This window comes from Lentzea kristufekii (assembly GCF_033949925.1).
Lineage (GTDB): Bacteria > Actinomycetota > Actinomycetes > Mycobacteriales > Pseudonocardiaceae > Lentzea > Lentzea kristufekii.
The window spans coordinates 212,101-238,052 of sequence record NZ_JAXAVV010000009.1 but is presented as its reverse complement, the minus strand read 5'-3'; the positions used below and the strand labels follow the sequence as shown (position 1 = coordinate 238,052).

The window sequence follows — 25,952 nt, the reverse complement described above, 5'->3', positions numbered from 1 at the left end:
GCGGTCAGCCCGCCGCGACGATCCGCCACTGCTGGTTGACGCTGTTGCTGTCACTCCACTGGCCGAGGTTCGCGGCGGTCGACGCGCGCCCCATGCCGTCCAGGTACAGCCCGGTGGCGCGGTTCCTGATGCGCACGTCGTTACCCCTGCTGGTGCCGGTCAGCACCGTCCACTGCTGACTGGTGGCGGTGCTGCCGGCGCGCTGGACCGCGTCCGAGCCGTTGGCCGTGCGGCCCAGGCCGTCGAGGTACAGGCCGGTGGTCGCGTTCCTGATCCGGACGTAGGCCCCCGAGTTCTCGACGACCCACCGCTGACCGGGGCTCGCACCACCCGTGCCCTGTCCTGCCGGGGACTCGGTGGTCCTGCCGAGACCGTCGACGTACCAGCCGGTCGCGACGTTGCGGATCCCGGCGACCTCGGTGCCCGCGTCGCCCAGACCCCAGGAGTAGCGCAGCCGTTGCAGTCCCGAGCGGTTCGTCAGCGACAGCGCCGTGCCGCTCCTGGTGGTGAGGCTGTACCAGTCGCCGTCGCGCAGGCCGGGCCAGTACACGCTGCCCATGCCGAGACTGCGCAGCTTCGCGCTGACTCCCCGGACGTAGTCGGCCATGTACGACCCGCTCGGCACGCTGTAGTCGATCGCGTCGAAGGACACGCCGTTCTTGGTGCCCGGACCCATCGCGCCGCCCCACTCGGTGGCGATGGTGCGGCTCGCGTAGGCGCCGATGTAGCTCGCGATGTGGTCCGCCCACTGGGTCTCGCTCTCGTACCCGGCGAAGAACGAGTAGTCGTGCACCGCGAGCAGCGTGCCGTTGAGCCTGCTGTCGCCGCCGACCGCGGGGACGTTCTGGGCGAGGCCCGCGCCGTCGAGGACCACCCTGCCGCGCGGGACGGCCGAGTACCTGTTCAGCCAGGAGCTGTACATGTTGTTGAGGTCGGTCGTGCTGTAGCCGTGCGGCTCGTTGATGACCTCGAAGTACGCGTTGGGATGGGCACCGTACTTCGCGATGACGGTGTCCCACATCCTCTCGAAAGCGGCCTGGTTCTGCGGCCTGCCACCGGTGTGGGCCCAGTACGCGAAGATCACGTTGCCTTTGCCGAGCGCGGTGTCGATCGCGCCGGTGTAGGTGCCCCAGTAGTTGGTGACGGTCGGCTCGTTGATCGGAAGCCGCACCGTGTTGGCGCCGGTGAGCGAGTACAGCTGTCCCACCACGCGGTCCGCGACGACGGCCGCCGACGAGTAGGTGTCCGACGCGCTGAGCCCGGACGGGTACAGCACGCCGTTGACGAAGTTGTCCCTCTGGTCGGCCCAGTTGACGCCTCTGAACTGGCTCGTGGACGCCTGCGCGGTGGCCGGGACGGCGGTCGCCAGTGCGGTGGCGAGCAGGATCGACATCAACAACCGCAAGGCGGTAAGCGCTTTCCAACGACTCATCGACTGCTCCACTACGTCGTGCCACCCGTGCCCGGTGGGACCATGGCAGCCTGGCAGAGGCACCGTCAAGCAAATGAGCATGCTTATTCTTCGCCCTGGCCTGACGGGAGATCTTCACCCTGGACGGCGTTGAACTCGCGTTCGACGGGTTTGCCTGCTCGTTCGATCGCCGCGTGTATCCTCGTTCGACGGGGAAAAGTCTTACTCATGAAGGAGCCGTCCGGTGGATGCCGATGCCGCGTACGCACCGCCCGCCTACCGGCCCGGCTACGAGGTCGTGGCGGAGAAGATCCTCGAGCTCATCGCCGAGCTGGAGCTGCGCCCCGGCGACCGGATGCCGACCGAGAACGAGCTGGCCGCCCGCATGGGGACCAGCCGGACCGTCGTGCGGGAGGCCGTGAAGATCCTCTCGGCGCTCGGCAGGGTGCGCGCGCACAAGGGCCGCGGGCTCTACGTCGCCAACGACGAGGGGATGCTCGGCGCCTCCCGGTGGGGCGGCTTCTTCCTGCCCACCGACCTCGACCACGTCTACATGCTCTTCGAGTTCCGCCGGGTCCAGGAGACCGCGGCCGCGAGGTACGCCGCGACCCGCGCCACCCCCGCTGAGCTGCACACCATCGAGGCCGCCGCCGAGATGTGCCGGCAGGGTCACCTCACCGGTCAGGCCGCGCTGTTCGACCAGGGCGACGACGACTTCCACGCGGCGATCGCGGCCGCCTCGCACAACCAGTTCCTCGTCGCGGCGGTGCGCGAGGCCCGCCGCCTGCAGCGCCAGTCCAACATCATCGGCCTCCACGGCGGGGTGGGCAGCCACACCGCGGAGGCGGTCGAGGAGCACGCCGCGCTCTACCAGGCCATCCGGCGGGGCGACCCCGAAGCCGCCGCCGACGCGGCCGCCGTGCACGTGGAGCGGACCCTCGAGGACTACCGGCGGGAGATCCAGCGCCGCGTGTTCGGCTGACCTGGACCCGTCTTCCGGGTGTGTGCTACAACCTTCTCGCTGCTCGGTGTGATGTGTCGCACTGAAAAGGCTGGCCGCTCTACGTCCAGCCGCTCGCCGGAACACCCGGCCACCCTGCCGTGCCCGCACGGCAGGAGACCGTCCACAGTCCACTGAGGACCTCTCCGGATCGCCGCACCGCCGCCGGCACCGGACATCGGCCGGCGTGAGCCGTGCCGTGAACTCGAACGGCCCTTCCTCCCATCGGGGTCGCGATGTTCGGCTGTCCACCCGCGGCGGCCCGTCAGATCGCTCGCTCGCCGCACTGACCGGCTAGGAGAGCACCTCGTCCACCACCCCTGACGAGAGCCTGCCGCCGCACCGACGCAGGATCCGCCGGCGGAGGACTCGCGGCGTTCGCCGTGCCGAGCCTGGCCACGCCGGCCGCGGCGGCCCCGCTCCCGGCCGCGGCGGCGTGGCCCGACCCTCCCAACGGATTCCCGAGTGGAACAACAACATCGGGATCTTCGCGGTCAACGCCCAACCGGCGCACGCCACCCTGATGCCCTACGCCGACCTGCAGCAGGCGCTCGCGCTGGACCGCACGAACTCGCCGTTCCGGCTGGACATCAGCGGCAGATGGCGGTCCAAGTACGCCAACCGCCCCGCGGACCGCGACCTGAACTTCTGGCGCACCGACGTCGACGACAGCGGCTGGGCGACCATCCCGGTGCCGTCCAACTGGCAGCTGCACGGCTACGACTTCCCGATCTACCTCAACGTCACCTACCCGTGGTGGGGTGCCAACGGCCGTCGTACTTCACGCCGGAGGACCTCTCGAAAGGTGTCCGGCACGACTACCAGCTGACCCGGCGCCAGGACGTGGTGCTGCGGCTGAACCTGCGCCAGACCGGCATCGGCGGCAACGACAGCTGGGGCGTGCACCCCCTCGACACCTACAAGCTCTTCCCCAACCGCGACTACACCTACACCTACCCGAACCTCGCCGACGCACAGGCGCTGTCCAGCGAGCCGGTCGGCACCGCGGGTGGCGGCACCGGTCCGGTGCAGACCGGGGTGGACTACCGGCTCGTCGCCCAGCACAGCTCCAAGCTGGTCGACATCAACGGCGGATCCGCGTCCGCTGGTGCCACCGCCACCCAGTGGACGGCCACGGGCGGGCTGAACCAGGTGTTCGACCTCCTCGACTCCGGCAGCGGCTACTACCGCGTGCGGGCCCGGCACAGCGGCCTGGTGCTCCAGGTCGCGAGTTCCAGCACCGGGGCCGACATCACCCAGCAGCCCGACTCCGGCTCACCCAGCCGGCAGTGGCAGGTGGTGGACCACGGCCTCGGCGTGATCAGCCTGGTCAACCGGCAGAGCGGGCTCGCCGTGGACGTGTGGCAGGCCTCGACCGCGGACGGTGCCCGCATCTCGCAGTGGACCACGGGAAGCGGGCTCAACCAGCGGTTCGGGCTCCAGCGGCTCTAGGACGTCCAGTGGCGTGGCCGGTCCGCCGGTCACGCCACTGCCTTGTCGGCACCCAGGTGAGCCTCACCGCGAGAGAACGTCCTTTGTAGAGGCTCGGGCCGTTCCCCTCCGGTCCTGAACGGACTGTCCTGCCCGCACGTTGCTCCGAACGGACCTGTCCCCCGCCCCGGCGCGGCGACGTAGGGTGAGTCGATCACACGGTCTGCCAGCGGATTTCAGCGAAGAGCAGGCAGATCGTCGCCGCGCGTGACCGGTCGCGTACTAGGAGAAGCAGTCGCAATGGACATCGAGACAGCGCTCAAAGAAGCAATGACGATCACCGGTGCCGTGGGAGCCGCGCTCGTGGACTACGACAGCGGCATGTCGCTGGGCTCGATCGGTGGTGGCGACTGGCTGAACCTGGAGGTGGCCGCGGCCGGCAACACCGAGGTCGTGCGGGCCAAGCAGCGGGTGATCGCGGCGCTCAAGCTGAACGACGAGATCGAGGACATCCTCATCACGCTGCACCGCCAGTACCACCTGATCCGCCTGCTGACGACGGGCAAGCGGAGCGACTCGAAGCTGTTCCTCTACCTCGTGCTGGACCGGGAGCGCGCCAACCTCGCGCTGGCCCGGCACAACCTCAAGTCCATCGAAGCCGGCCTCACGGTGTGAACGAGATGTCGACCCAGGCACCGGGTGCGCTGCCCCTGCGCCGGCGCGGACCGCTGTCGGAAGCCCCTCCGGCGGCAGAACGGCACGTGCCTACCAGTGCCGCCGCGAAGTTGATGACCGAGGCACTGCAGGAGGTCCACGACAGCTTCGACTCCGTGGCGATCAACGGGGTGCTGGTCGCGACGCGGGACGGCCTGGTGCTGTGCGGGGTCACGCGCGGCATCGAGGACGACGGCGTCGCCGCGATGGCCTCGGCGGCCGCGGGGCTCGCGACCCAGTTCACCTCGCAGGCCGGGGTCGGCAGCCCGCGAGCGGTGTTCTTCGAGGGCGAGTCCGGCCAGGTCGGCGTCTTCGGGGTCGACGCCGACACGTTGCTGGTGGTGCTCGGCGAGCGCGACACCACGATGGGCATGTTCAACGTCGTGGCCAAGAAGGCCTTGGCCCTGCTGCAGCAGGCGGTCGCCGCTCGCCGGTGATCGATCAGCCGTCCAGGCTCCGGTAGGTGAAGCTGCCGAAGTCCGCCCACGAGGTGCCCGCGACGCAGTCACCGGTCACGTACAGTCCGATGTGGACGCCGGTGAACCCGCCCGCGGCCTGCGTGCTGAGCACCCGTCCGTCGAACGGCTCGCCGAGCGGCCGCCACTCCTGCGCGGACCCGGCGACCAGCGCCCTGCACTCCTGGCCGACGGCCTCGAAGCACAGCCGCACCGGACCTTCCGGCAGCCGTGCCGTGGCGAGGAGCTCGTCGCGGCCACCGGCACGGAGCACGAGGGTGACCTCGCGTCCGGCACCGAGCAGCAGTCTGACGTGGTGGTCGTTGTTCTGCAGCAGCACGAGTCCGGCCCACTCGGTCGGACCCGCGGCCTCGAACTCGACCTCGCAGGACGCGTGGAAGTCCTGGTGCTGCTGGCGCCGGACGACCAGGCTCGGCGTCACCAGGTCGTTGATCGACTCCGGGCGCACCGCCAGCCGGAGGTGGCCGGGCCGGTCCGTGAGCGACCAGAACTCCTCGTCCGGTGTGCGCAGGAACGACCACTCAGGACCGAGCACCGGCGCGTCGAAGTCGTCGGTCGGACCGGCTTCCGGCCACGGGTGCGCGGGCAGGTCGGGAACGTCGTACCGGGTCTCGAGACGACCGGTGCCCGGGCTGAACACCGGGCCGCCCGCCTCCCAGGACACCGGCACGAGGAACGTCTCGCGGCCGAGGTTGTAGTAGTAGCCGCCGTACGGGCGGGTCGCGAGCAGCACCGCGAACCACTGGTCTTCCTGGGTGCGCACCAGGTCGGCGTGCCCGACAGCCGCGATCGGGTGGTCCCGGCCGAGGTGCCGGTGGGTCAGCACGGGGTTGAGCGGTGAACCGCGGTACGGACCGGTGACCTCGTCCGCCGTCGCCACGACCACCGAGTGCTCGAAGTCCGTGCCACCCTCCGCGCACAGCAGGAAGTACTTGCCGTCCACTTCGTACAGATGCGGTGCTTCGAGCCACACGGAGTCGCGGAGCGCGCCGGTCCACAGCACGTGCTCGTCGCCGATCAGCTCCAGCCGCTCCGGGTCGAACTCGCGCAGCCAGACCTCGGTCTGGCCCGGCCTGCCACCGGCCACCTCGCGGGTGGCCGTCCACCACGCGCGGCCGGTGTCGTCGAAGAACAGCGACGGGTCGAACCCGTCCGCCTCCGGCAGCCACCGCGGCTCCGACCACTCACCGGCCGGATCGGTGGCGGTGACGACGAAGTTGCCGCTCTTCGCCGTGCCGCCGACCAGCGTGCACACGACGTAGAACACTCCGTCGTGGTGGCGGATCGTCGGCGCGTACAGGCCGCCGGACGCGCGCACGCCCTGCAACGGCAGCTGGGACGGCCTGTCCAGCACGTGCCCGAGCAGCCGCCAGTGCACCAGGTCCCTGCTGTGGTAGATCGGCAGGCCGGGGAAGTACTCGAAGGTCGACGTGACGAGGTAGTAGTCCGATCCCGCCCGGCACACCGAAGGATCGGGGTGTGAGCCGGGCAGGACCGGGTTCTCGAACTGTGCCAAGTGGAGACTCCCGCTAGGGGTTGAGACGGGCGTAGGCCGGCTTCGGCCTCAGGTTCTCGTCGAACAGGCAGGCCGCGCCCTCACCGGGGAACACGTCCGGCACCCACGAGTGGCGGTCGGTGAAGCCCCACGTGGTGAACTCGACACACCGCCGCACCGCGTGGCAGGCGTCCCACACCTGGCCGAAGTAGTCCGCCTGCGCGACCAGCTTCTCGGGCGTGACGGGCAACGGGATCCGCACGTCGGCCTCGGTGATCGCGACGTCCAGCCCGAGCGCGGCGAACCTGGCGATGTTCTCCTTGACGCCCGCCGGGAAGCCGTACATCAGCGACAGGTGCGCCTGGATGCCGACGCCGTGGATCGGCACGCCCTGGCGCTTCAACGACTTGACCAGCTCGTAGACCGCGTCGCTCTTGGGGTTGAGGCCCTCGACGTTGTAGTCGTTGATGTAGAGCTTCGCCTTCGGGTCGGCCGCGTGGGCCCAGCGGAACGCGTCGGCGATGTAGCGGTCGCCGAGCTTCTCCTGGAACACCGTCGGCCTGCGGGTGCCGTCCTCGTTGAACGCCTCGTTGACGACGTCCCACGCGCGGATCTTGCCGCGGTAGCGGCCCGCCTCGGTCCTGATGTGGTTCTTGACGACGTCCCGCAGCTCCGCCGCCTCGAGGTCGTCGACCCAGTCCGGCAGCTGGCTGTGCCAGACCAGCGTGTGTCCTCGCACGGACTTGCCGGTCTTCTTGGCGTATCTGACGATCTCGTCCGCGCCCGACCAGTCGTACTGGCCGCGCACGGCTTCGACGACGCCCCACTTCATCTCGTTCTCGGGCGTGACGCTGTCGAACTCCCGCGTCAGCACCTTCTTGTAGTCGGCCTCGGCGGTCAGGTGCTGGGCGGCCACCGCACTGCCCACGTACCTGTTCGTGACGCTCTTCAACGGTCCCGCCGCCGAAGCGGGAACTGTCTGGGACAGCACCACCAGAACGGCGATGCCGGCAGCTAATCGGGTTCGCATGATTCACTCCCTTGTGATTCAGCCCTTCACGGAACCGGTGAGGCCCCCGACCATGCGGCGTTCGGCGAGCACGAAGAACGTGAGCGCGGGGATCATGGACAGCGCGGTGAAGGCGAGCACCTTCGCGGTGTCCTGGGTGTGCTCGGACTGGAACATCGCCACGCCGAGCGGAAGCGTGAAGTTCGTCGAGTCGTTGAACACCAGCAACGGCAACAGGTAGAAGTTCCAGCTCGTGACGAACGCGAGCACGGACACCGTGATCAGCGCCGGCCGCGACAGCGGGAGCAGGATCCGCCAGAAGAAGCCGAGCTTGGCCGCGCCGTCGAGCAGCGCGGCGTCCTCGAGCTCACCGGGGATCGCGTTCATGAACGGCCGCAGGATCACGATCGTGACGGGCAGCGAGAACGCCGCCTCCGGAATCGCGACACCGAGCGGGTTCTCCAGCAGGTTCAGCTCTCTCAACCACAGGTACAGCGGCAGCGTGGCCACGCCGAGCGGGAACAGCAGACCCAGCGTGAACAACGTGTAGAACGCCTCGCGGCCCCGGAACACGTAGCGGGACAACGCGAACGCCGCCATCGACCCCAGCACGACCGCCAGCGTGGTCGCGATGACCGCGATCAGCATGCTGTTGCCGAGCAGGCGCCAGAACTGCAGCGAGGTCGCCACTTCCAGGTAGTTGTCCCACACGAACGGGCCGGGCAACCCGGCCGGTGAGGAGTTGATCTGGGCCGTGGTGCGGAAACCGCCCAGCACCACGAACAACAGCGGCACCACCGTCACGCCGATGACGGCGAACGCGGCGAGGTAGCCGACGGTGTTACGACGTGACATCTCAGCGCACTCCCGTCAACGCGCCCTGGGTGTCGCGACGCAGAGCGAACCTCTGGTACAGCAACGCGAACAGGAAGCAGATGATGAACAGGATCACCGCGACCGCGCTGCCGAAACCGAACTCGTAGCGCTTGAAGCCGTGGTCGACCAGGTAGGTGGCCATGGTCGTCGACGCGTTGGCGGGACCGCCGAGCGTCATGATCCACACCAGGTCGAAGAGCTGCAACGACCCGATGACGGACAGGAACACCCAGATCCTGATCGTCGGTCCCAGCAACGGGAGCACGACGTGCCGGGTGGTCTGCCAGGCGCTCGCGCCGTCCAGCGCGGCGGCCTCCCGCAGCTCGGGCGGAACGCCCTGCAGGCCGGCCAGCAGCAGGATCACGCCGAACCCGATGTACTTCCACGTGATCACCAGGAAGAGCGTGTAGAGCACGAGCGACTGGTCGGCGAGCCACAGCTGGACGAGTCCACCCAGGCCCACACCGCGCAGGATCGCGTCGACGAACCCGCCGGGCTGCAGCATCAGCAGCCAGATCACCGCGGTCACGGCCTCGGACAACACGTACGGCGCGAAGACCACCATCCGCAGGAACGTCCGGCCGCGCAGCTTCCGGTTGAGCAACAGCGCCAGGCCGATGCTCAGCGGCAGCTGAACGACGATCGAGAGCGTGGCGATGATCAGGTTGTGCCCGATGGCGCCCTGGAAGACGTCACCGGAGAAGGCCTCGACGTAGTTGTCCAGCCCCACGAAGTCCGTGAGCGGGCCGAAGCCGTTCCACGAGTAGAGGCTGTAGTAACCGGCTACGCCGATGGGGATCAGGACGAACCCGACGAACAGCACCAGTGCCGGGACGAGCAGCAGGGCGAGTTCGAGGCGGGTTCGCAGTCGGGACCGCCGCCGGGTGCCCCCGGCCGCTGGCGCGTGCGGCACGGGGGCGGTCGGCGGCCGCGTGGTGATCGCGGCACTCATCATTTGTTCCCGGCTGCTGCTTCGCTCACCGATTTCACGATGGTGTCGGGTCCGCCCTGACCCGCGAAGAAGTTCGCGATGGTGTCGTTGAGGGCCTGACCGACCTTGGTCGGGAACGCGGTGTCGAAGTAGAACTGGAGATACGACGCCTTGGTCATGGCCTCGGCGATCTGCTTGTGCGGCTCGCTCTTCAGCGCGGCCACCCCGGCAGGGGTCACCGGCAGACCGGAGTTGGTCTCGGCGAGGATCTTCTGCACGTCGTCGCCGACGAGGTGCCCGAGGAACTCGGCACACGCCTTGGCCGCGCGGGTGGTGCAGGAGAACCCGTCACCACCGCCGAGCAGCACGCTCGGATCGCCCTGCCCGCCCGGCACGCTCGGGAACGGGAACCAGCCGATCTTCGAGCCGATCTCCTTGTCCTCCGTGAGCGCCTGCATCACGTCGGGGTTCCAGTCGCCCTGCAGCTCCATGGCCGCCTTGCCGTTGGCGACCAGGCCCGCCGAGCTGCCCGCGCCCTGCTGAGCGGGCGTCCCGACGAACCCGTCCTGGAACGGTTTCGTGTCCAGGAAGCTCTTGAGGTTCTCGCCCGCCTTGAGGAAGCACGGGTCGGTGAGCTCGGTCTTCTCGACCGCCTTCTTCAGCGTGTCGACCGAGCACTGGCGCACCGCGAAGTAGGCCCAGTAGAACGCGTCCGGCCAGCGGTCCTTGCCGCCGAGCGCGATCGGCACGACGCCCGCGGTCTTCAGCTTCGCGACCGCCGCGTTCAGCTCGTCCACAGTGGTCGGTGTCGAGGTGATTCCGGCGGAGGCGAAGATGTCCTTGCGGTACCAGAACCCGACCGCGTGCATCAGGTACGGCGCACCGTACTGCTTGCCGCCGGCCTTCCAGCCGTCGGCGTTCTTGGCCAGCGGACCGATCCAGCCCGACGAGGCCTGCGTGATGTCGGCGATCTTGCCCGACTTCAGCTGGTCGGCGAGCGCTCCGCCGCCCCACTGCTGGAAGAGGTCCGGCGGGGTGTTGCCCTGCAGGGCGAGCGGCACCTTGGTCTGGAACTGCTCGTTCTGCAGCGGTTCGATCGTGAACGAGGTGTTCGGGTGGGTCTTGTGGAAGTCGTCGGCGATCTGCTGCCACTTCGACTTCATGGGCTCGGTGGTCCGGTTGTGCCACCAGGTGAGGGTGACGGGACCTTCTGTGGAGGCGTCGCCGCCACCACCACCGCACCCGGCCAGCACGAAAGCCGCGGCGGCGAAGAGGGCAAGGGGCTTTCTGGAACGCATTTCGGGTCCACTCCTGACGACGTCGGCCGGTTGGACTGCCTGTGTTGGGGCCAGAGAATTGCGTGAAATCGGTCTCGTGTCAATCGTTGTCGATAACGTTTTACACGGCTAGCCTGTGCCGGTGCCTCCACGCTCTCGCGTCACGATCAAGGACGTCGCCGCTCAGGCCGGCGTCTCGGTAGCCACCGTGTCCAAGGTCCTCAACCAGCGGTACGGCGTCTCCGCGGAGACGTTCGCGCGGGTCACCGCCGTGATCAAGGACATGGGGTACGAGGCGAGCCTCGTCGCGCAGAGCCTGCGCAACCACCGCACGAACGTCATCGGCATCCTGGTCGCCGACATCGAGCCGTTCAGCACCGAACTGCTCAAGGGCGCGGCGGATGCCATTCGCGGCACCGGTTTCGAGCTCGTCGTGTACTCGGCGGGCGGTCGCACCGGCGACCCCCACGGCTGGGAGCAGCGGTACCTCACGCGGCTGAGCGGCACCCTAGTCGACGGCGCCGTGCTGGTCACGCCGGCCGTCGACCTCGAAGGCCTGCCCGGCACACCCGTCGTCGCGGTCGACCCGCACACCGGGCGCGCGGCGCTGCCCACGGTCGACTCGGACAACCTGCACGGCGGACGGCTCGCGACCGAGCACCTGCTCGCACTCGGCCACCGCCGGATCGGGCTGCTCACCGGCCGCGAGGACCTGAAATCCGCGCAGCAGCGCGAAACCGGCTACCGGGGAGCCCTCGCCAGCGCGGGTGTCGCGGTGGACGAGACCCTGGTCCGGCGCGGTGACTACGACGCGGACGTGGCGGCCGCGTCCGCGCGGTACCTGCTGAGCCGGCCCGACCGGCCGACCGCCATCTTCGCCGCCAACGACACCACCGCCATCGCGGCCATCGACGCCGCCCGCGAGCTCGGCCTGCGGGTGCCGGAGGACCTGTCGGTGGTCGGCTTCGACAACATTCCCGAGTCCGCGCTGTGCACACCGCCGCTCTCGACGGTGCAGCAGCCGATACGCGAGATGGGCCACCGCGCCGTCGAGTTGCTGGTGCGGCTCATCAACGGCGCCGAGCCCGACGAAACCCACATCACCCTGGGCACCGAACTGGTCGTCCGGCAGTCGACCCGCCCACTGAACCCCTGAGGTTGTTGTGACGACAGAAGCCACCACGCCGGACGAGATCTGGCGGAACCCGCACGCCCCCGTGGCCGAACGTGTGCGCGACCTCGTCGCGCGGATGACCCCGCAGGAGAAGATCGCGCAGCTGCAAGGGATCTGGGCCGGCATCGACGCCGGCGGCGAGATGGCCCCGCACCAGCACGAGTTCGCCGTGGCACCGCAGGACTTCGACGAGCTGACCCGCCACGGCATCGGCCAGCTCACCCGCGTCTTCGGCACCCGGCCGATCGCGCCGGAGGTCGGCGCCCGCACGCTCGCGCGCACCCAGCGGCAGATCATCGAGGCGAGCCGCTTCGGGATTCCCGCTGTGGCGCACGAGGAGTGCCTGACCGGGCTGGCCGCCTGGCAGGCGACGGTGTACCCCTCACCGCTGTGCTGGGGCGCGACCTTCGAACCGGATCTGGTGCGGCGCATGGCCGCGCGGATCGGCGACTCGATGCGCCGCCTCGGCGTGCACCAGGGCCTGGCCCCCGTCCTCGACGTCGCGCGCGACCTGCGCTGGGGCCGGGTCGAGGAGACCATCGGCGAGGACCCGCAGCTCGTGGGCACCATCGGTGCCGCCTACGTCGCGGGCCTGGAGTCCGCCGGGATCGTGTCGACGCTCAAGCACTTCGCCGGGTACTCGGCCTCACGCGCGGGACGCAACCTCGCGCCGGTGTCGATCGGGCCGCGCGAGCTCGCGGACGTGATCCTGCCGCCGTTCGAGATGGCGCTGCACGCCGGCGCCCGGTCGGTGATGAACTCCTACGCCGACAACGACGGCGTCCCCGTGGCGGCTGATCCGGAGATGCTCACCGAGCGGCTTCGCGGCGAGTACGGCTTCACCGGCACGGTGGTCGCCGACTACTTCTCGGTGGCGTTCCTGCACAAGCTGCACAACGTCGCCGCCGGACGCGAGGACGCGGCCGCCCAGGCGCTGACGGCCGGCATCGACGTCGAACTGCCCACTGTGGACTGTTACGGCGAGCCGCTGCTCGAAGGCCTCTACTTCGACCGGGTGGACATCGCGGTCGTCGACCGGGCGGTGTCCCGCGTGCTGGCGCAGAAGTTCGAGCTGGGACTGCTCGACCCCGGCTACTCCCCCGCACCCGACGCGAACCTCGACCTGGACGACCCCGAGTCCCGCGCCCTCGCCCGCGAGGTGGCGGAACGCTCGATCGTGTTGCTGCAGAACGACGGCGTGCTGCCGTTGGCCGGCAAGCGGCTGGCCGTCGTCGGCCCGCGCGCGGACGAACCCGGCGCGATGATGGGCTGCTACTCGTTCCCGCTGCACGTCGGCGTGCACCACCCGGACGCCGAGATGGGCATCGAGGTCGCCACCGTGCTGGACGCGTTGCGCGAGGACCACGACGTGGTGTTCGCGCGGGGATGTCCGGTGGTCGGCGGGACCGACGACGAGATCGCCGAGGCGGTCGAGGCCGCGCGCCAGGCGGAGGTCTGCGTCGTGGTGCTGGGCGACCAGGCCGGCCTGTTCGGCAAGGGCACGTCCGGTGAGGGTTGTGACGTCGAGGACCTGAGGTTGCCCGGCCGCCAGGAGGAACTGCTGGAGGCGGTGCTCGGCACCGGCATGCCGGTGGTGCTCGTGCTGCTGTCGGGCCGGCCCTACGACCTGTCCCGGCAGGTCGACCGGCTCGCCGCCGTCGTGTGCGGCTTCTACCCCGGCCAGGAGGGCGCGGCGGCGCTGGCGGGCGTCCTCAGCGGGCGCGTCAACCCGTCCGGCAGGCTCCCGGTCAGCTTCCCCGGCGCCGGCTCCACCCAGCCGTCCACCTACCTCAGCGCCCCGCTCGGCACCCGCAGCGAGGTCAGCACGGTCGACCCGACCCCGCTGTTCCCGTTCGGCCACGGCCTGTCCTACGCGTCCGCCACGTGGGTCACGGCGGGTTGCGAGGAACGCGAGTGGCCGACCGACGGCACCTGCGCGGTGCACGTCGTCCTGCGCAACGACACGGACGTCGCGACCGCCGAGGTCGTCCAGATCTACCTGCACGACCCGGTGGCGGAGGTCGCCCGGCCCGTCCGCCAGCTGATCGGCGCGGTGAAGGTGGACCTGGCTCCCGGCCAGACCCGCACGGTCACCGCACGGCTGCACGCGGACCTCACCTCCTACACCGGCCGCGCGGGCCACCGCCAGGTCGATCCCGGTGACGTCGAGCTGCACGTCGGCACGTCGAGCGCGAACATCCACACCTCGTTGAAGCTCGCGCTGACCGGGCCGGCGAGGCAGGTCGGGTTCGACCGCGTCCTGACACCCGAGTTCGACACACCCTGACGTCCTGACGCCCGCCTCCACCGCCCGGTAACGTCCATTGCGGACGGACCGGGCGGGTGGAGGGACTTGCGGTGCTGGAGATCAGCGGACTGACGTGGGCGACGACGATCGGGGTGATCGTCGCGCTGCTGGCGGTCGACCTCGTGCTCGCGGCGTGGCGACCGCACCGGATCGGCTTCCGCGAAGCCAGTCTGTGGTCGGTGTTCTACATCCTCGTCGCCATCGGCTTCGGCGTGTGGTTCGCGAGCGCGCACGGCGGCGGGTTCGGCGCGGAGTACTTCGCCGGCTACATCGTCGAGAAGAGCCTGTCGGTCGACAACCTCTTCGTCTTCGTGATCATCATGACCACGTTCCTCGTGCCCGAGGAGCACCAGCACAAGGTGCTGACGTTCGGCATCGTGCTCGCGCTGATCATGCGAGGCATCTTCATCGCGGTCGGCGCAACGCTGCTGTCGTTGTTCTCCTTCATGTTCCTGCTGTTCGGGCTGCTGCTGATCTTCACGGCCGTGCAGCTGTTCCGGCACCGCGACGAGGATCCCGACGTCGAGAACAACATCGTCGTGAAGACCGCGCGCAAGCTCCTGCCCGTCACGGACGACTACGTCGGCGGCAAGATCTTCACCCGCGTGGACGGCAAGCGGTTCGCCACTCCCTTGTTCGTCGTGCTGGTCGCGATCGGTGGCGTCGACCTGCTCTTCGCGCTCGACTCGATCCCCGCGGTGTTCGGCGTGACCGAGGAGCCCTACATCGTCTTCACCGCCAACGCCTTCGCGCTGCTCGGCCTGCGCGCGCTGTTCTTCCTCGTCAAGGGCCTGCTCGACCGGCTCGTCTACCTGTCGGCCGGGCTGGCGATCATCCTCGCGTTCATCGGCGTGAAGCTGATCCTGCACTGGGCGCACGTGGACATCTCCCCGAGCGTGCCCGAGGTGCCGACGCCGCTCAGCCTCGGCGTGATCATCGCGATCCTGGTGGTCGTCACGGTCGCCAGCCTCGTCAAGACGCGCAACGACCCGTCGGCCAAGGCGCACCCCGGTTCGCTGCGCGGTCACCGCGATGAAGATAAGTAACACTTGACTATTTAGTAACAGCTGTAACACGATCTGGCGCATGGAGCTGCGCGAGGTCGAGCCGCCACGCGACCGCCGGGTGCGCCGCACCCGTGCGGCCGTCCTGGCCGCCGTGGTCGACCTGGTGACCGCACGGGGCACGACGGCGATCACGGTGTCCGAGGTCGCCGAGTCGGCCGACGTCAGCCGCCGGGTCGTGTACCAGCACTTCGGGGACCTGGACTCGCTGCTGCTCGAGGCGGGGCTCGACCTCGCCCGCCGTGAACTGCTGCCCCGGCTCTCCGACCTCGCGCCCCCCGTGGACGCACGGGCCGAGACGCTCGCCGTGGCCAGGCACTTCGCCGACCACCGGGTGTTCTACCGCGCCCTGTTCACCGGGTCGTGCGCGTTCGCGCTGGACCGGGGGCTGATCAGCCTGCTCCTGCCGGTCAACCGGCAGGCCGTCGCACACCTGCGCGGACTCTCCGGCCAGACCGCCGACAACCTCGCCGCGTTCATCACGGGCGGCGCTGGATCGTTCGTCACGTCCTGGGTGGTCGCGGGAGCACCCGATCCGGAGACGTTCACCGACCGCCTGCTGGGTGTGCTCTCCCTACTCCTGGAGCATCGATGATCAGCCTTCTTCTCCAGCGCGGGCTCAAGCTCTCGCCGCCGCTGACCCGTGATGTCGTGGTGCAGCGGGACCTGCGCGTCCCCATGCCCGACGGCGTCGACCTGCTCGCCGACCGGTGGATGCCGCGCTCGGGTGGTGACGGCCTGCCGACGGCGTTGATCCGGTCCCCGTACGGTCGGCGCCTGTTCGGGTCGGTCATGGCGAGGCCGCTGGCCGAACGCGGCTACCAGGTGGTGATCCAGAGCGTGCGCGGCGGCTTCGGCTCCGGCGGCACGTTCGACCCGATGCGCCAGGAACGCGCGGACGGTCACGCCACTCTCGAGTGGCTGGTGGAGCAGCCGTGGAGCGACGCGATCGTGCTCTACGGGCTGAGCTACCTGGGCCACGTGCAGTGGGCCGTCGCCGATCAGCTGCCGCCCCAGGTCAAGGCGATGATCCCGGTGGTCACGGAATCCGCTCTGACGCTGGAGTTCCTGCGCGCGGACGGCATGTCGCTGGAGACGCCGTTCGAGTGGGGCGTGCTCGTCGGCACCCAGCAACGCCCGCTGGCGATGCTGCGCAAGCCGTTCCAGGACAAGAAGACCGCACGAGCGCTGCACACGTTGCCGTTGCGGGACGCGGACGTCGTGGCGTTCGGCTCGCGTTCCGACTACGTCCAGGACATCCTCGTCCACGACTCGGACTCCGCGCGGTGGCAGGAGTTCGACCACAGCCACCGGGTCGCCGGCGTGACCGTGCCGGTCAGTTCCATCGGCGGCTGGTACGACATCTTCCTGCCCGGTCAGCTGCGCGACTTCCAGGCGTTGCAGGACAACGGCCGCACCGCGCGGCTGACCGTCGGGCCGTGGACCCACACGGAGGTCATGGCCGCGCCGGTCCGCGAAGCCGTGGAGTTCGGCCTGGCACACGCCCGTGGCGAGGAACCTCCGGACCGCGCTCCCGTGCAGCTGTACGTGATGGGCGAGGACGCCTGGCGCCCGTTCGACTCCTGGCCGCCGCCGGGCTACTCGCCCACGCGCTTCCACCTCGGTGCGGGCGGTGTGCTCGGCCCAGAGCTCGGTGAGTCCTCGGTGGACACCTTCCGCTACGACCCTGCCGACCCGACTCCGGCGTCCGGTGGTGTGCGCCTGGCGCGGGACGGCGGCCGCGTCGACAACACCGCCCTGGAGGCCCGGCCGGACGTGCTCACCTACACCACGTCCGTTCTCGACCAGGACGTCGAGGTGGTCGGTGAGGTCAGCGCCGGGATATGGTTCTCGTCCAGCCTCGCGCACGCCGACGTGTTCGTCCGGCTGTGCGACGTCGATCCGGAGGGACGTTCGTGGAACGTCTGCGACGGACTCGTGAGCCTCACGTCGGCGGAGGAACCGCAGTGCGCCGCTGTCCGGTTGTGGCCCACGGCGTACCGCTTCCGGCGCGGGCACCGGATCCGCGTGCAGGTCTCCAGTGGCGCGTTCCCCCGTTACGCCCGCAATCCCGGCACCGGTGAACCACGTGCGACGGCCACTAGGATGGTCGCGGCCACCCAGTCGGTCCACTCCGGACCGGAGCGGCCGTCCGCGATCGTGCTTCCCGTGCGCTGACGGGCCGTCAGGCTCCGCCCTTCCTGTCCTTCCCCTTGCCGGACTTGCCCTTGCCGCCCGGTCCGGCCGGCGTGCCCCGGTCCACGACCTCGACCGGTGCCGGTGCGACGACCGGAGCGGTCGGTTGCACCACGACGGGCGTGGGAACGAAGCCCGCTGTGCGCGTGGGGTCGGACGCCGGCGCGTTCGTGGCCGGCGGCTCGGACCCCGTCGAGGTGACGCTGTTCCACGTGCTGATCCCCGTGCCGACGGCCGAGATGAGCACCACGGCCGCCGCGGCCGCGAGCAGTCCCCGGGAGCGGGGCGGCTTGGCCACGACGAGGGTCGGCGGGTCCGCCACCGGAGAGCGCAGGGCCTCTGCGCACTCGCGCGCCGTCGGGCGGCGGGCCGCGCTCAGGGCCGTCATCCGGGACAGCAGCCGCACGAGGTCGAACGGCAGGCCGTCCGGCATCGCGGGCGGCCGGTGCAGGCGGGCGACGGCGGCCTCGACCTCCGAGCCCTCGTACTCGCGGTGCCCGGTCAGGCACTCCAGCAGCACCAGTCCGAGCGCGTACACGTCGGCCGCGGCGGTGACCTCCTGTCCTCGCACCTGTTCCGGCGCGAGGTAGGCCGCCGTGCCCACGACGTGGTCGGTCTTGGTGATGCCGGCCCCGCCCGCCATGCTCACCAGGCCGAAATCGGAGAGGCGGGGGAGCTCGTCGTCGTCGAGCAGCACGTTGGACGGCTTGACGTCGCGGTGGACGAAACCGCGGGCGTGCACGTGAGCCAGTGCGTCGGCCAGGGCCGCACCCACCCGGCGCACGTCCTCGACGGCCATCGGCCCGTCCGCGACGCGGTCGCGCAGGGTCCGGCCCTCGATCAGCTCCAGCACCACGTACGGCGTCTCGCCGCCCGGATCCGCGTCGTAGACCTTGACCAGGCCGGGGTGGGACAGTCCCGCGAGCGCGCAGATCTCGTTGTCGATCCGGCGTGCGTCCGCGAGGTCGTCGCCCGGCCGGAACAGCTTGACCGCGACGTCACGCGCCAGCAGCACGTCCCAGGCCCGGCGCACCTGCGCGACCCCGCCGGTGCCGAGCACCTCACCCAGCCGGTACCGGTCGGCGAGGAGACTCGTGTTCGACATGGGCGCGGCCTTTCCGTTCGGGCGGGACCGCTCAGGGGTGCCCACCCGATCGGTGATCCAACCGTGGAGCAGGCTCCACCTCGGGACGCCAGCTGGCCAGATCGATCTTTCGGCGCCGCGCGACCATCCTGATCAGGACAGATGTCCGGCGAACGAGAGAAGATCATGCCCAGCTTGAAACCGGCCCTCGTCCTGCTGACAGGTGCCTTGTGCGCCGTGGCGATGACTGGAACCGCAGGCGCCGTCGTCCACGGCGACAGCTCCACCGAGCGCTACGAGTTCATGGCGTCGATCCCGGAGACCGTGCCCGCCGCAGGTGGCGCGAAGGGCGTGTGCGGGGCGTCGCTGATCCATCCCCGCTGGGTCGTGACGGCCGCGCACTGCGTCGATCCGGAGGGAACGGGAGCGGTGCCGGACGGGACGGTCCGCGTCGGCAGCGACCACAGGACGTCCGGCGGCACCGTGCGCTCCATCGACCGCGTGGTGCGGCATCCGGGCTACCGGCTGGGGCAGCCCAACGAGCACGACATCGCACTGGTCCGGCTCGACCACCCGGTGCGGGAACGGCCGATCCGCATCGCCGCCCGGCCCGGCCCGGCGGGAACACCGACCCGGCTGCTCGGTTTCGGCACCACGGTGGACACGGTCGACATCACCGAGGCCGTGTTCCCCGAACGACTCCAGCAGCTCGACACCCGGCTTGGCGCGGAGTCCGAGTGCGCGCCGGGCTACGCCGCCGTGACGCGGTTGTGCACGATCAGCCGGAAGGCGGGCGCCATGGCGTGCGTCGGTGACTCGGGCGGCCCGCAGATCCAGCGCGGCAAGCACGGCCGGTGGGAGTTGATCGGCACGACGTCGGGCCCCGGTGACACGGACAGCCTCTGCGCGAACGGCCCCGGCCTGTACACGAACGTACCGGCGCACGCGCAGTGGATTCGCGTGACGATCAATGGCCCCTCGCACCGCTGAACACCTCGTGGCTAATGTCGGCGTGCGGCCGCATTCCGCCTTCCACAAGAACGAGGTGAAAAATCGTGCGTGCAATTTCGGCGTTCGTACTGACTGCGGCCGCGGTGCTGGCCACCACAATGCCGGCGTCGGCGGCGACGGTGGAGGCCGCGATGGCCATCCAGTCGCAGGCCAAACTGGAGGCGCGAGGCGTCGCGGTCGTCGTGCCGGTGCGGGTGATGTGCCAGAACGGTGCCACCGGCTCGTTGTGGGTGCAGGTCACGCAGAACGTGCGCGGTGAACTCGCGATCGGCGACAAATACACGGCGAACGTTCCGTGCACCGGCGACCACCACAGGGTCAACGTGACCGTGGTGGCGCGCACGAAAGCGTTTCGGCCGGGCGTCGCATTCACTTCCGCTTCGCTGAACGTCTACCTTCCGCCGGAAGGTTCGCGCACTGTCGAAAGCGACAGGGAAATTCTGCTCGTCCGTTAGTGGCGTGGCCCGTTCCGGGCCACGCCACTGGGTCACTTTCGCCGCTTTACCGCGGTAGAAGCGCGGACCACGAGCTCTGGCTGGAACTTCACGTGCCGGTGCTCGTGGTCCGGCTCGTTCTCCGACAGCAGCAACTGGGCGGCGGTGCGCCCCAGCTGCTCACGCGGCTGGCGCACCGACGTCAGCGGAACGGCTGCGGCAGCGGCGAACTCGATGTCGTCGTAGCCCACGACGGCCAGGTCGTCCGGCACGCGCAGGCCCTGCTGCGTCATCGACTGCAGCAGGCCGAGCGCGAGCAGGTCGTTGGCGCAGAACGCCGCCGTCGGACGACGGGAGGCGGGCAGGCCCACCAGCCGCTCCCCCGCACCGCGGCCCTCCGCCACCTGCAGGCTCCTGGTTTCGAGGAACGTGAGCGACTCCGCGGGCAGACCGGCGTTCGTCAGCGCCCGCACCGCGCCCTCGCGCCGGTCGCGCACCTGCTGGATGGACAGCGGGCCGCCGACCATCGCGATGCGGGTGTGGCCGTTCTCGATCAGGTGGGTGACCGCCAGTTCGCCGCCGAGCACGTCGTCCACGGCCACCGAGCAGCGCGTTCCGTCCGTCGCCTCGCGGTCGACCAGCACGACGGGCGTGCCGCGTTCGGCGATCTGCGCGCTTTCCGCGTCGACCGGGGTGATCAGGATGCCCTCGACGCGTTGTTCGTGCAGCAGCTCCAGGTACTCGCGTTCACGGCCGCCGTCCGAGGCGCTGTTGCACAGGAACAACGCGAGGCCCGCGTCTCTTGCCGCGTCCTCGACGCCGCGTGCCACGTCCGTGAAGAACGGGTTCGCCGCGTCCAGCACGACGTAGGCGATCACCCGGCTGCTACCCGCGCGCAGCTGGCGTGCGGACTCGTTGCGCACGAAGCCGAGTTGCTCGATGGCGGCCAGCACTCGCTGGCGGGTGGCGGGAGCGACGACGTCGGGCCGGTTCAGCACGTTCGAGACGGTCGCGTTGGACACGCCGGCGTGCTGCGCGACGTCGCGGATGCCCACTGACGGCTTCACCGGCGGCTCCTTTGTTGAAACGTGACAACGAATCGTACCCCGCGACCCTTGACATCGTGACGTAACACACCCAGAGTGCTCGTAACTCAGGCGTTAAAACGTTTCAACATCGAGGAGACGGACGTGGACCGACCTCCCGTGGTGACACTGGACGAGGTGAGCAAGTCCTTCGGCGCGGTCCGCGCGTTGTCCGGGGTGTCGTTGCGACTGCTGCCCGGCGAGGCCCACGCGTTGCTCGGGGAGAACGGTGCCGGCAAGTCGACGCTGATCAAGACGCTGGCCGGGGTCCACCGCCCGGACGCGGGCCAGGTGCTGGTCGACGGCTCCGCGCGGCGGTTCTCCGGTCCCGCCGACGCTTTGGCGGCGGGCATCGCGATCATCTACCAGGAGCCGACGCTGTTCGGCGACCTGTCGGTGGCCGAGAACGTGTTCATGGGCCGTCAGCCGCTCGGGTTCGGCCGCCGCATCGACGTCGCCGAGATGCACGCCCGCACCTCGGAGTTGTTCTCGCGCCTGGGAGTCAAGCTCGACCCGGCCCGTCCGGCGCGCGGACTGTCCATTGCGGACCAGCAGCTCGTCGAGATCGCCAAGGCGTTGTCGTTCGACGCCCGGGTGATCGTCATGGACGAACCGACCGCCGCCCTGTCCGCGCACGAGGTGCAGCGGCTTTTCGGTGTGGTGCGGGCGTTGCGGGAACAGGACGCCGCCGTGCTGTTCGTCTCGCACCGGCTCGGCGAGGTGTTCGAGCTGTGCCAGCGCGCCACGGTGCTGCGGGACGGCGAGTTCGTGTGGTCCGGCGAACTCTCCGGCGAGACGCCGGACTCCTTGGTGCGCCGGATGGTCGGCCGCGAGCTGTCGCAGCTCTTCCCCAAGCAGGACACGACAGCGGGTGACGTGCTGCTCTCCGTGCGGCGGCTGACTCGCGAGGGCGTGTTCACCGACGTGTCGTTCGACGTCCGCGCGGGCGAGATCGTCGCCCTGTCCGGGCTGGTCGGCGCCGGACGCAGCGAGGTGGCACGGGCGGTCTTCGGCATCGACCGTCCCGACGCCGGTTCCGTGCACGTGGGCGGAAAGCGGCTGAAGTACGGCTCCCCCACCGCCGCGATGGCCGCGGGCATCGGGTTCGTGCCGGAGGACCGCCGTCAGCAGGGACTCGTCATGGACGCGTCCATCGAACGCAACACGGCGCTGGCCTCGCTGGGCCGGCTGTCGAAGTTCGGCCTGCTGCGCCGGAGCTCCGAACGCGCTCTCGCCCAGGACTGGGCGGTGAAGCTGCGGCTGAAGTTCTCGAAGCTGAGCGACCCGGTCGGCGTGCTGTCCGGCGGCAACCAGCAGAAGGTCGTGCTGGCGAAGTGGCTGGCGCGCAACCCGTCCGTGCTGATCGTCGACGAACCGACGCGCGGCATCGACGTCGGCACGAAGGCCGAGGTGCACCGGCTGCTGTCGGAACTGGCCGGGCAGGGCGTGGCGGTGCTGATGATCTCGTCCGAACTGCCGGAGGTGCTCGGCATGGCCGACCGCGTGCTGGTGATGCACGAGGGCCGGCTGGTCGAGGAGCTGTCGCGGGCCGAGGCGACGGAGGAACGGGTGGCGATGGCGGCGGCAGGACAGGCGGTGGCGCCATGACCGCCCAGCTCACCCCCGCCGTCACCCCACCCGCCCGGCGCACCGCGGCCCGCCGTCTCACGAGCCGCGTCGGCCGGGTGCGCGAGCTCGGCATCGTCGTGGCGCTGGCCCTCGTCGTCCTCCCCACCGCGATCGTCAACCCGCGCTTCATCCAGCCCCAGAGCCTCCGCGACCTCCTCCTCAACGCCTCGATCGTCGCGCTCCTCGCCGTGGGCCAGACCCTCGTCGTCATCACCCGCAACGTCGACCTGTCCGTCGGCTCGGTCCTCGGCCTGTCCGCCTTCCTCACCGCCCAGCACTTCGCCGACAACCCCGGCACCCCGCTCCTGCTGGGCATCGGTTTCGGCGTCGCGGTCGGCCTCGCCTGCGGGTTCCTCAACGGACTGCTGGTGGCACTGGGCAACGTCCCGAGCCTCGTCGTCACCCTCGGCACGCTGTACGTGTTCCGGGGCATCGACTACGCGCTGGCCCAAGGCAAGCAGGTCAACGCGGCCAACCTCCCCGACGCCCTCCTGGACCTCGGCAGCAGCCGCGTCCTCGGCATCCCGGTCCTCGTGCTGGTCGCCGTCGTGGTGATCGTGGTCGCCGCCGTGTACCTGCGTTCGTACCGCTCCGGCCGCGAGCTCTACGCCATCGGCTCGAACCCGGAGGCCGCCACGCTCGCCGGCATCCCCGTCGCCAAGCGCACGCTCACGACGTTCGCCGTCTCCGGCCTGATCGCCGGGCTCGCGGGTGCCCTGTGGGTCGCCCGCTACGGCACCGTCGACGCCGCCGCGGGCACCGGCCTCGAACTCCAGGTCGTCGCGGCGGTCGTGGTCGGTGGCGTCGCGATCTTCGGCGGATCCGGCACGGTGACCGGGGCCGCGCTCGGCGCGCTCCTGCTGGGCACGATCACGAGCTGCCTGGTGGTGCTGCAGATCCCCGCGTTCTGGCAGCAGGCGATCGCGGGCGCGCTCCTGCTCAGCGCGATCACCGTCGACCGGCTCCTGGCACTGCGACTGGCCAAAGCCCTGCGCACCTCCGAAGGGACCAGCCATGCGTAACCTCCTGCGGTGGGAGACCGCGCTGGTGTTCCTGCTCGTCGTGGTGGCGCTCACCGGCCAGGTCAGCACCGACGGCTCGTTCCTGTCCGGCGGCAACCTCTTCTACCTCGGCCTCGACATCGGCGAGATCGCGCTGATCGCCCTGCCCCTCACGCTGGTGATCGTCGCGGGCGAGATCGACCTGTCCGTCGCGTCGGTGCTGGGCCTGTCCAGCGCGCTGATCGGCTGGTTGTGGAACGCGGGCTGGCCGCTGGAGACGATCCTGCCGACGGTGATCGTCGCGGGAGCGGTGTGCGGAGCGGTGAACGGCCTGCTGGTCACGAGGCTCGGTCTGCCGTCGCTCGCGGTCACCATCGGCACGCTCGCGCTCTACCGCGGCCTCGCGCTGGTGGTCCTGGGCGACACCGCGGTCGCCGACTTCCCGGCGAGCTACACGTCGTTCGGCACGACCCCGGTGCCCGGCACCGACATCCCGTACCCGATCGTGCTGGCCGCGGTGCTCGCCGTCCTGTTCGGCGTCGCCCTGCACGCCAGCTCGTTCGGCCGGTCCGTCTACGCGATCGGTGCCAACGAGGAGGGTGCGCGCTTCTCCGGCATCAGGGTCAAGCGCGTGAAGCTCAGCCTGTTCGTGCTCGCCGGAGCCGTGGCCGCGATCGCGGGCATCGTCTACACGTTCCGGTTCTCCAGCGCCCGTGCGGACAACGGCGTCGGGCTCGAACTGGCCGTCGTCGCCGCCGTGCTGCTCGGCGGCGTGTCCATCTTCGGCGGCAAGGGATCGCTCTTCGGCGTGCTCGCGGGCGTGCTGCTGCTGGGCGGCCTGCGCAACCTCCTGATCCTGCAGGACACCTCCACCGAGGTCCTCACCATCGTCACCGGCCTCCTGCTGCTGGTGAGCGTGCTCGCCCCGTCAATCACCCGACGCGTCGGAACCCTACGAAAGGCCGCGACATGAACACACGTCTAGTGCTCGCCCTGGTGATGTCCGGGGCTGTCGCGCTCACCGCCTGCGGTGGCACCACGAAGGACAGCGCGGGTGATCAGACCGGTGGCGCCACCAACGCCGCCAAGGGTGACCCCAACGCGGCGCTCAAAGAAGGTCTGAAGATCACGTTCCTGCCCAAGCAGGTCAACAACCCGTACTTCACCGTGGCGCAGAAGGGTTCCGAGCAGGCGGGAACGGCGATCAAGGCCGAGGTCAAGGCCACCGGACCGTCCGACGCGGCCGCCTCCTCGCAGGTCACCTACATCAACACCGCCGCGCAGCAGAAGCAGGACGCGCTGGTGATCTCCGCGAACGACGCCAATGCCGTGGCACCCGCGCTGAAGAGCGCACGTTCACAAGGGCTCAAGGTCGTCACGTTCGACTCCGACGCCGCCCCGGACGCCCGCGACGTGTTCATCAACCAGGCCACCTCGACCGAGATCGCGGCCGGCCAGGTGAAGCTGATCTCCGAGGCGGTCGGCGGGTCCGGTGAGATCGCCATCCTGTCCGCGACTCCCAACGCCACCAACCAGAACGCGTGGATCGAGGTCATGAAGACCGAGCTCGCGAAGCCCGAGTACTCGGGTCTCAAGCTCGTGGAGACCGCGTACGGCAACGACGACGACCAGACGTCGTTCCAGAAGACCCAGGGTCTGCTGCAGGCGCACCCGAACCTCAAGGGCATCATCTCGCCGACCACCGTCGGTGTCGCGGCGGCCGCCCGCTACCTCAGCTCGTCGGAGTACAAGGGCAAGGTGCAGCTGACCGGTCTCGGCACGCCGAACCAGATGCGCAAGTTCGTCCAGGACGGCACGGTGAAGTCGTTCGCGCTGTGGGACCCGAGCAAGCTCGGCTACCTCGCCACCTACACCGCCGCCGCGCTCGCGTCCGGGCAGATCACCGGCGCGGAGGGCGAGAAGTACAAGGCCGGTGAGCTCGGCGACTACACGATCGGCGCCAAGGGCGAGGTCGTCCTCGGCCCGCCGACCGTGTTCACCAAGGACAACATCGACAAGTTCGACTTCTGACATGCGCGTCTGCTTCACCTTGCGGGTCCGCCCGGACCGTCTCGGCGAGTACCGGGCGCGGCACCGCGAGGTGTGGCCGGAGATGCGGGCCGCCCTCAGCGAAGCGGGATGGCGCAACTACTCCCTCTTCCTCGCCGGGGACGGCCTGCTCATCGGCTACCTCGAGTGCGACGACTTCGACGCGGCTCTCGCGGAGATGGCGCGCACCGAGGTGAACGCGCGCTGGCAGACCGAGATGGCGGAGTTCTTCGTCGGCGACGGCAACGCCGACGAACGGATGCGCCCGCTCGACGAGGTCTTCCACCTCGACTGAAA

26 protein-coding genes are annotated in these 25,952 nt (G+C 69.9%); 17 read left to right on the top strand and 9 right to left on the bottom strand.

Annotated elements, in window-relative coordinates:
- Nucleotides 1-4: 4 nt before the first annotated feature.
- Nucleotides 5-1,432, bottom strand: coding sequence for an RICIN domain-containing protein (locus tag SK571_RS20280; protein WP_319985656.1), 1,428 nt, complete (start codon nucleotides 1,430-1,432; stop codon nucleotides 5-7).
- A gap of 223 nt (nucleotides 1,433-1,655) precedes the next feature.
- On the opposite strand from SK571_RS20280, the gene SK571_RS20275 reads away from it, so the two are divergent.
- The 5 genes from SK571_RS20275 (at nucleotide 1,656) to SK571_RS20255 (ending at nucleotide 4,993) form a co-directional block, all read left to right on the top strand.
- A complete protein-coding gene (locus SK571_RS20275) occupies nucleotides 1,656-2,393 on the top strand; it encodes a FadR/GntR family transcriptional regulator (RefSeq protein ID WP_319985655.1) in 738 nt (245 codons plus the stop codon).
- Between the two features lie 454 nt (nucleotides 2,394-2,847).
- Nucleotides 2,848-3,240, top strand: coding sequence for a hypothetical protein (locus tag SK571_RS20270; RefSeq protein ID WP_319985654.1), 393 nt, complete (start codon nucleotides 2,848-2,850; stop codon nucleotides 3,238-3,240).
- Nucleotides 3,168-3,863, top strand: coding sequence for an RICIN domain-containing protein (locus SK571_RS20265; RefSeq protein ID WP_319985653.1), 696 nt, complete (start codon nucleotides 3,168-3,170; stop codon nucleotides 3,861-3,863). Before SK571_RS20270 ends, SK571_RS20265 begins: the two co-directional genes overlap by 73 nt.
- Before the next feature lie 279 nt (nucleotides 3,864-4,142).
- Nucleotides 4,143-4,517, top strand: coding sequence for a hypothetical protein (locus SK571_RS20260; protein WP_319985652.1), 375 nt, complete (start codon nucleotides 4,143-4,145; stop codon nucleotides 4,515-4,517).
- 5 nt (nucleotides 4,518-4,522) lie between these two features.
- Nucleotides 4,523-4,993 (top strand): roadblock/LC7 domain-containing protein, encoded by a 471-nt coding sequence (locus SK571_RS20255; RefSeq protein WP_319985651.1) that lies wholly within the window; start codon nucleotides 4,523-4,525, stop codon nucleotides 4,991-4,993.
- Nucleotides 4,994-4,997: 4 nt separating this feature from the next.
- Here the strand turns inward: SK571_RS20255 and SK571_RS20250 are convergent, their stop codons facing one another.
- From SK571_RS20250 to SK571_RS20230, 5 genes are read right to left on the bottom strand one after another with little or no spacing between them, the layout of a single operon-like run.
- Nucleotides 4,998-6,548 (bottom strand): glycoside hydrolase family 43 protein, encoded by a 1,551-nt coding sequence (locus SK571_RS20250; protein WP_319985650.1) that lies wholly within the window; start codon nucleotides 6,546-6,548, stop codon nucleotides 4,998-5,000.
- Nucleotides 6,549-6,561: 13 nt separating this feature from the next.
- Nucleotides 6,562-7,557, bottom strand: a complete 996-nt coding sequence (locus SK571_RS20245) for an endo-1,4-beta-xylanase (RefSeq protein ID WP_319985649.1) — start codon at nucleotides 7,555-7,557, stop codon at nucleotides 6,562-6,564.
- 18 nt (nucleotides 7,558-7,575) lie between these two features.
- Entirely contained in the window at nucleotides 7,576-8,391 is an 816-nt protein-coding gene (locus SK571_RS20240; protein WP_319985648.1) for a carbohydrate ABC transporter permease, read from the bottom strand.
- Between the two features lies 1 nt (nucleotide 8,392).
- Nucleotides 8,393-9,364, bottom strand: coding sequence for a carbohydrate ABC transporter permease (locus tag SK571_RS20235; protein WP_319985647.1), 972 nt, complete (start codon nucleotides 9,362-9,364; stop codon nucleotides 8,393-8,395).
- On the bottom strand, nucleotides 9,364-10,641 hold the full coding sequence (locus SK571_RS20230; RefSeq protein ID WP_319985646.1) for an extracellular solute-binding protein: 1,278 nt from the start codon (nucleotides 10,639-10,641) through the stop codon (nucleotides 9,364-9,366). Before SK571_RS20230 ends, SK571_RS20235 begins: the two co-directional genes overlap by 1 nt.
- A 121-nt stretch (nucleotides 10,642-10,762) precedes the next feature.
- Here SK571_RS20230 and SK571_RS20225 point away from each other — a divergent pair, with 121 nt between their 5' ends.
- The 5 genes from SK571_RS20225 (at nucleotide 10,763) to SK571_RS20205 (ending at nucleotide 17,344) form a co-directional block, all read left to right on the top strand.
- Complete coding sequence (locus SK571_RS20225; protein ID WP_266040462.1) at nucleotides 10,763-11,776, top strand: LacI family DNA-binding transcriptional regulator; 1,014 nt, start codon at nucleotides 10,763-10,765, stop codon at nucleotides 11,774-11,776.
- 7 nt (nucleotides 11,777-11,783) lie between these two features.
- Nucleotides 11,784-14,081 carry a beta-xylosidase/alpha-l-arabinosidase gene (locus SK571_RS20220; RefSeq protein WP_319985645.1) on the top strand — a complete coding sequence of 766 codons (2,298 nt, stop codon included), beginning with the start codon at nucleotides 11,784-11,786 and terminating at the stop codon, nucleotides 14,079-14,081.
- Nucleotides 14,082-14,152: 71 nt separating this feature from the next.
- Nucleotides 14,153-15,148 (top strand): TerC family protein, encoded by a 996-nt coding sequence (locus SK571_RS20215; RefSeq protein WP_319985744.1) that lies wholly within the window; start codon nucleotides 14,153-14,155, stop codon nucleotides 15,146-15,148.
- 40 nt (nucleotides 15,149-15,188) lie between these two features.
- Entirely contained in the window at nucleotides 15,189-15,761 is a 573-nt protein-coding gene (locus tag SK571_RS20210; protein ID WP_319985644.1) for a TetR/AcrR family transcriptional regulator, read from the top strand.
- A complete protein-coding gene (locus SK571_RS20205; protein ID WP_319985643.1) occupies nucleotides 15,758-17,344 on the top strand; it encodes a CocE/NonD family hydrolase in 1,587 nt (528 codons plus the stop codon). The genes SK571_RS20210 and SK571_RS20205 overlap by 4 nt, the downstream gene beginning before the upstream one ends.
- Before the next feature lie 7 nt (nucleotides 17,345-17,351).
- Here the strand turns inward: SK571_RS20205 and SK571_RS20200 are convergent, their stop codons facing one another.
- Nucleotides 17,352-18,467 carry a serine/threonine-protein kinase gene (locus SK571_RS20200; RefSeq protein ID WP_319985642.1) on the bottom strand — a complete coding sequence of 372 codons (1,116 nt, stop codon included), beginning with the start codon at nucleotides 18,465-18,467 and terminating at the stop codon, nucleotides 17,352-17,354.
- Nucleotides 18,468-18,632: 165 nt separating this feature from the next.
- Between SK571_RS20200 and SK571_RS20195 the strand changes: the two genes are divergently transcribed.
- The gene (locus SK571_RS20195; RefSeq protein ID WP_319985641.1) at nucleotides 18,633-19,436 is read left to right on the top strand and encodes a S1 family peptidase; all 804 of its coding nucleotides are present in this window, start codon (nucleotides 18,633-18,635) and stop codon (nucleotides 19,434-19,436) included.
- On the opposite strand, the gene SK571_RS20190 is transcribed toward SK571_RS20195, so the two are convergent.
- Nucleotides 19,414-19,596 carry a hypothetical protein gene (locus SK571_RS20190; RefSeq protein ID WP_319985640.1) on the bottom strand — a complete coding sequence of 61 codons (183 nt, stop codon included), beginning with the start codon at nucleotides 19,594-19,596 and terminating at the stop codon, nucleotides 19,414-19,416. The genes SK571_RS20195 and SK571_RS20190 overlap by 23 nt on opposite strands.
- Here SK571_RS20190 and SK571_RS20185 point away from each other — a divergent pair.
- On the top strand, nucleotides 19,589-19,912 hold the full coding sequence (locus SK571_RS20185; RefSeq protein ID WP_319985639.1) for a hypothetical protein: 324 nt from the start codon (nucleotides 19,589-19,591) through the stop codon (nucleotides 19,910-19,912). The genes SK571_RS20190 and SK571_RS20185 overlap by 8 nt on opposite strands.
- Nucleotides 19,913-19,944: 32 nt before the next feature.
- On the opposite strand, the gene SK571_RS20180 is transcribed toward SK571_RS20185, so the two are convergent.
- Nucleotides 19,945-20,958 (bottom strand): LacI family DNA-binding transcriptional regulator, encoded by a 1,014-nt coding sequence (locus SK571_RS20180; RefSeq protein WP_319985638.1) that lies wholly within the window; start codon nucleotides 20,956-20,958, stop codon nucleotides 19,945-19,947.
- Nucleotides 20,959-21,066: 108 nt separating this feature from the next.
- Between SK571_RS20180 and SK571_RS20175 the strand changes: the two genes are divergently transcribed.
- From SK571_RS20175 to SK571_RS20155, 5 genes are read left to right on the top strand one after another with little or no spacing between them, the layout of a single operon-like run.
- The gene (locus tag SK571_RS20175; RefSeq protein ID WP_406602009.1) at nucleotides 21,067-22,584 is read left to right on the top strand and encodes a sugar ABC transporter ATP-binding protein; all 1,518 of its coding nucleotides are present in this window, start codon (nucleotides 21,067-21,069) and stop codon (nucleotides 22,582-22,584) included.
- Nucleotides 22,581-23,627: an ABC transporter permease gene (locus tag SK571_RS20170; RefSeq protein ID WP_319985636.1), complete on the top strand. Its 1,047-nt coding sequence runs from the start codon at nucleotides 22,581-22,583 to the stop codon at nucleotides 23,625-23,627. Before SK571_RS20175 ends, SK571_RS20170 begins: the two co-directional genes overlap by 4 nt.
- On the top strand, nucleotides 23,620-24,579 hold the full coding sequence (locus SK571_RS20165; RefSeq protein WP_319985635.1) for an ABC transporter permease: 960 nt from the start codon (nucleotides 23,620-23,622) through the stop codon (nucleotides 24,577-24,579). Before SK571_RS20170 ends, SK571_RS20165 begins: the two co-directional genes overlap by 8 nt.
- The gene (gene rhaS / locus SK571_RS20160) at nucleotides 24,576-25,637 is read left to right on the top strand and encodes a rhamnose ABC transporter substrate-binding protein (RefSeq protein WP_319985634.1); all 1,062 of its coding nucleotides are present in this window, start codon (nucleotides 24,576-24,578) and stop codon (nucleotides 25,635-25,637) included. Before SK571_RS20165 ends, rhaS begins: the two co-directional genes overlap by 4 nt.
- A gap of 1 nt (nucleotide 25,638) precedes the next feature.
- Entirely contained in the window at nucleotides 25,639-25,950 is a 312-nt protein-coding gene (locus tag SK571_RS20155; RefSeq protein ID WP_319985633.1) for an L-rhamnose mutarotase, read from the top strand.
- Nucleotides 25,951-25,952 lie beyond the last annotated feature (2 nt).

Excerpts from the sequence above, each read along its gene's own strand:
- SK571_RS20280 (WP_319985656.1), bottom strand. The coding sequence starts at position 1,432 with ATGAGTCGTTGGAAAGCGCTTACCGCCTTGCGGTTGTTGATGTCGATC.
- SK571_RS20260 (WP_319985652.1), top strand. The coding sequence starts at position 4,143 with ATGGACATCGAGACAGCGCTCAAAGAAGCAATGACGATCACCGGTGCC.
- SK571_RS20255 (WP_319985651.1), top strand. The coding sequence starts at position 4,523 with ATGTCGACCCAGGCACCGGGTGCGCTGCCCCTGCGCCGGCGCGGACCG.
- SK571_RS20245 (WP_319985649.1), bottom strand. The coding sequence starts at position 7,557 with ATGCGAACCCGATTAGCTGCCGGCATCGCCGTTCTGGTGGTGCTGTCC.
- SK571_RS20240 (WP_319985648.1), bottom strand. The coding sequence starts at position 8,391 with ATGTCACGTCGTAACACCGTCGGCTACCTCGCCGCGTTCGCCGTCATC.
- SK571_RS20235 (WP_319985647.1), bottom strand. The coding sequence starts at position 9,364 with ATGAGTGCCGCGATCACCACGCGGCCGCCGACCGCCCCCGTGCCGCAC.
- SK571_RS20230 (WP_319985646.1), bottom strand. The coding sequence starts at position 10,641 with ATGCGTTCCAGAAAGCCCCTTGCCCTCTTCGCCGCCGCGGCTTTCGTG.
- SK571_RS20210 (WP_319985644.1), top strand. The coding sequence starts at position 15,189 with ATGGAGCTGCGCGAGGTCGAGCCGCCACGCGACCGCCGGGTGCGCCGC.
- SK571_RS20205 (WP_319985643.1), top strand. The coding sequence starts at position 15,758 with ATGATCAGCCTTCTTCTCCAGCGCGGGCTCAAGCTCTCGCCGCCGCTG.
- SK571_RS20200 (WP_319985642.1), bottom strand. The coding sequence starts at position 18,467 with ATGTCGAACACGAGTCTCCTCGCCGACCGGTACCGGCTGGGTGAGGTG.
- SK571_RS20195 (WP_319985641.1), top strand. The coding sequence starts at position 18,633 with ATGCCCAGCTTGAAACCGGCCCTCGTCCTGCTGACAGGTGCCTTGTGC.
- SK571_RS20185 (WP_319985639.1), top strand. The coding sequence starts at position 19,589 with ATGGCCATCCAGTCGCAGGCCAAACTGGAGGCGCGAGGCGTCGCGGTC.
- SK571_RS20190 (WP_319985640.1), bottom strand. The coding sequence starts at position 19,596 with ATGGCCATCGCGGCCTCCACCGTCGCCGCCGACGCCGGCATTGTGGTG.
- SK571_RS20170 (WP_319985636.1), top strand. The coding sequence starts at position 22,581 with ATGACCGCCCAGCTCACCCCCGCCGTCACCCCACCCGCCCGGCGCACC.
- SK571_RS20165 (WP_319985635.1), top strand. The coding sequence starts at position 23,620 with ATGCGTAACCTCCTGCGGTGGGAGACCGCGCTGGTGTTCCTGCTCGTC.
- rhaS (WP_319985634.1), top strand. The coding sequence starts at position 24,576 with ATGAACACACGTCTAGTGCTCGCCCTGGTGATGTCCGGGGCTGTCGCG.
- SK571_RS20155 (WP_319985633.1), top strand. The coding sequence starts at position 25,639 with ATGCGCGTCTGCTTCACCTTGCGGGTCCGCCCGGACCGTCTCGGCGAG.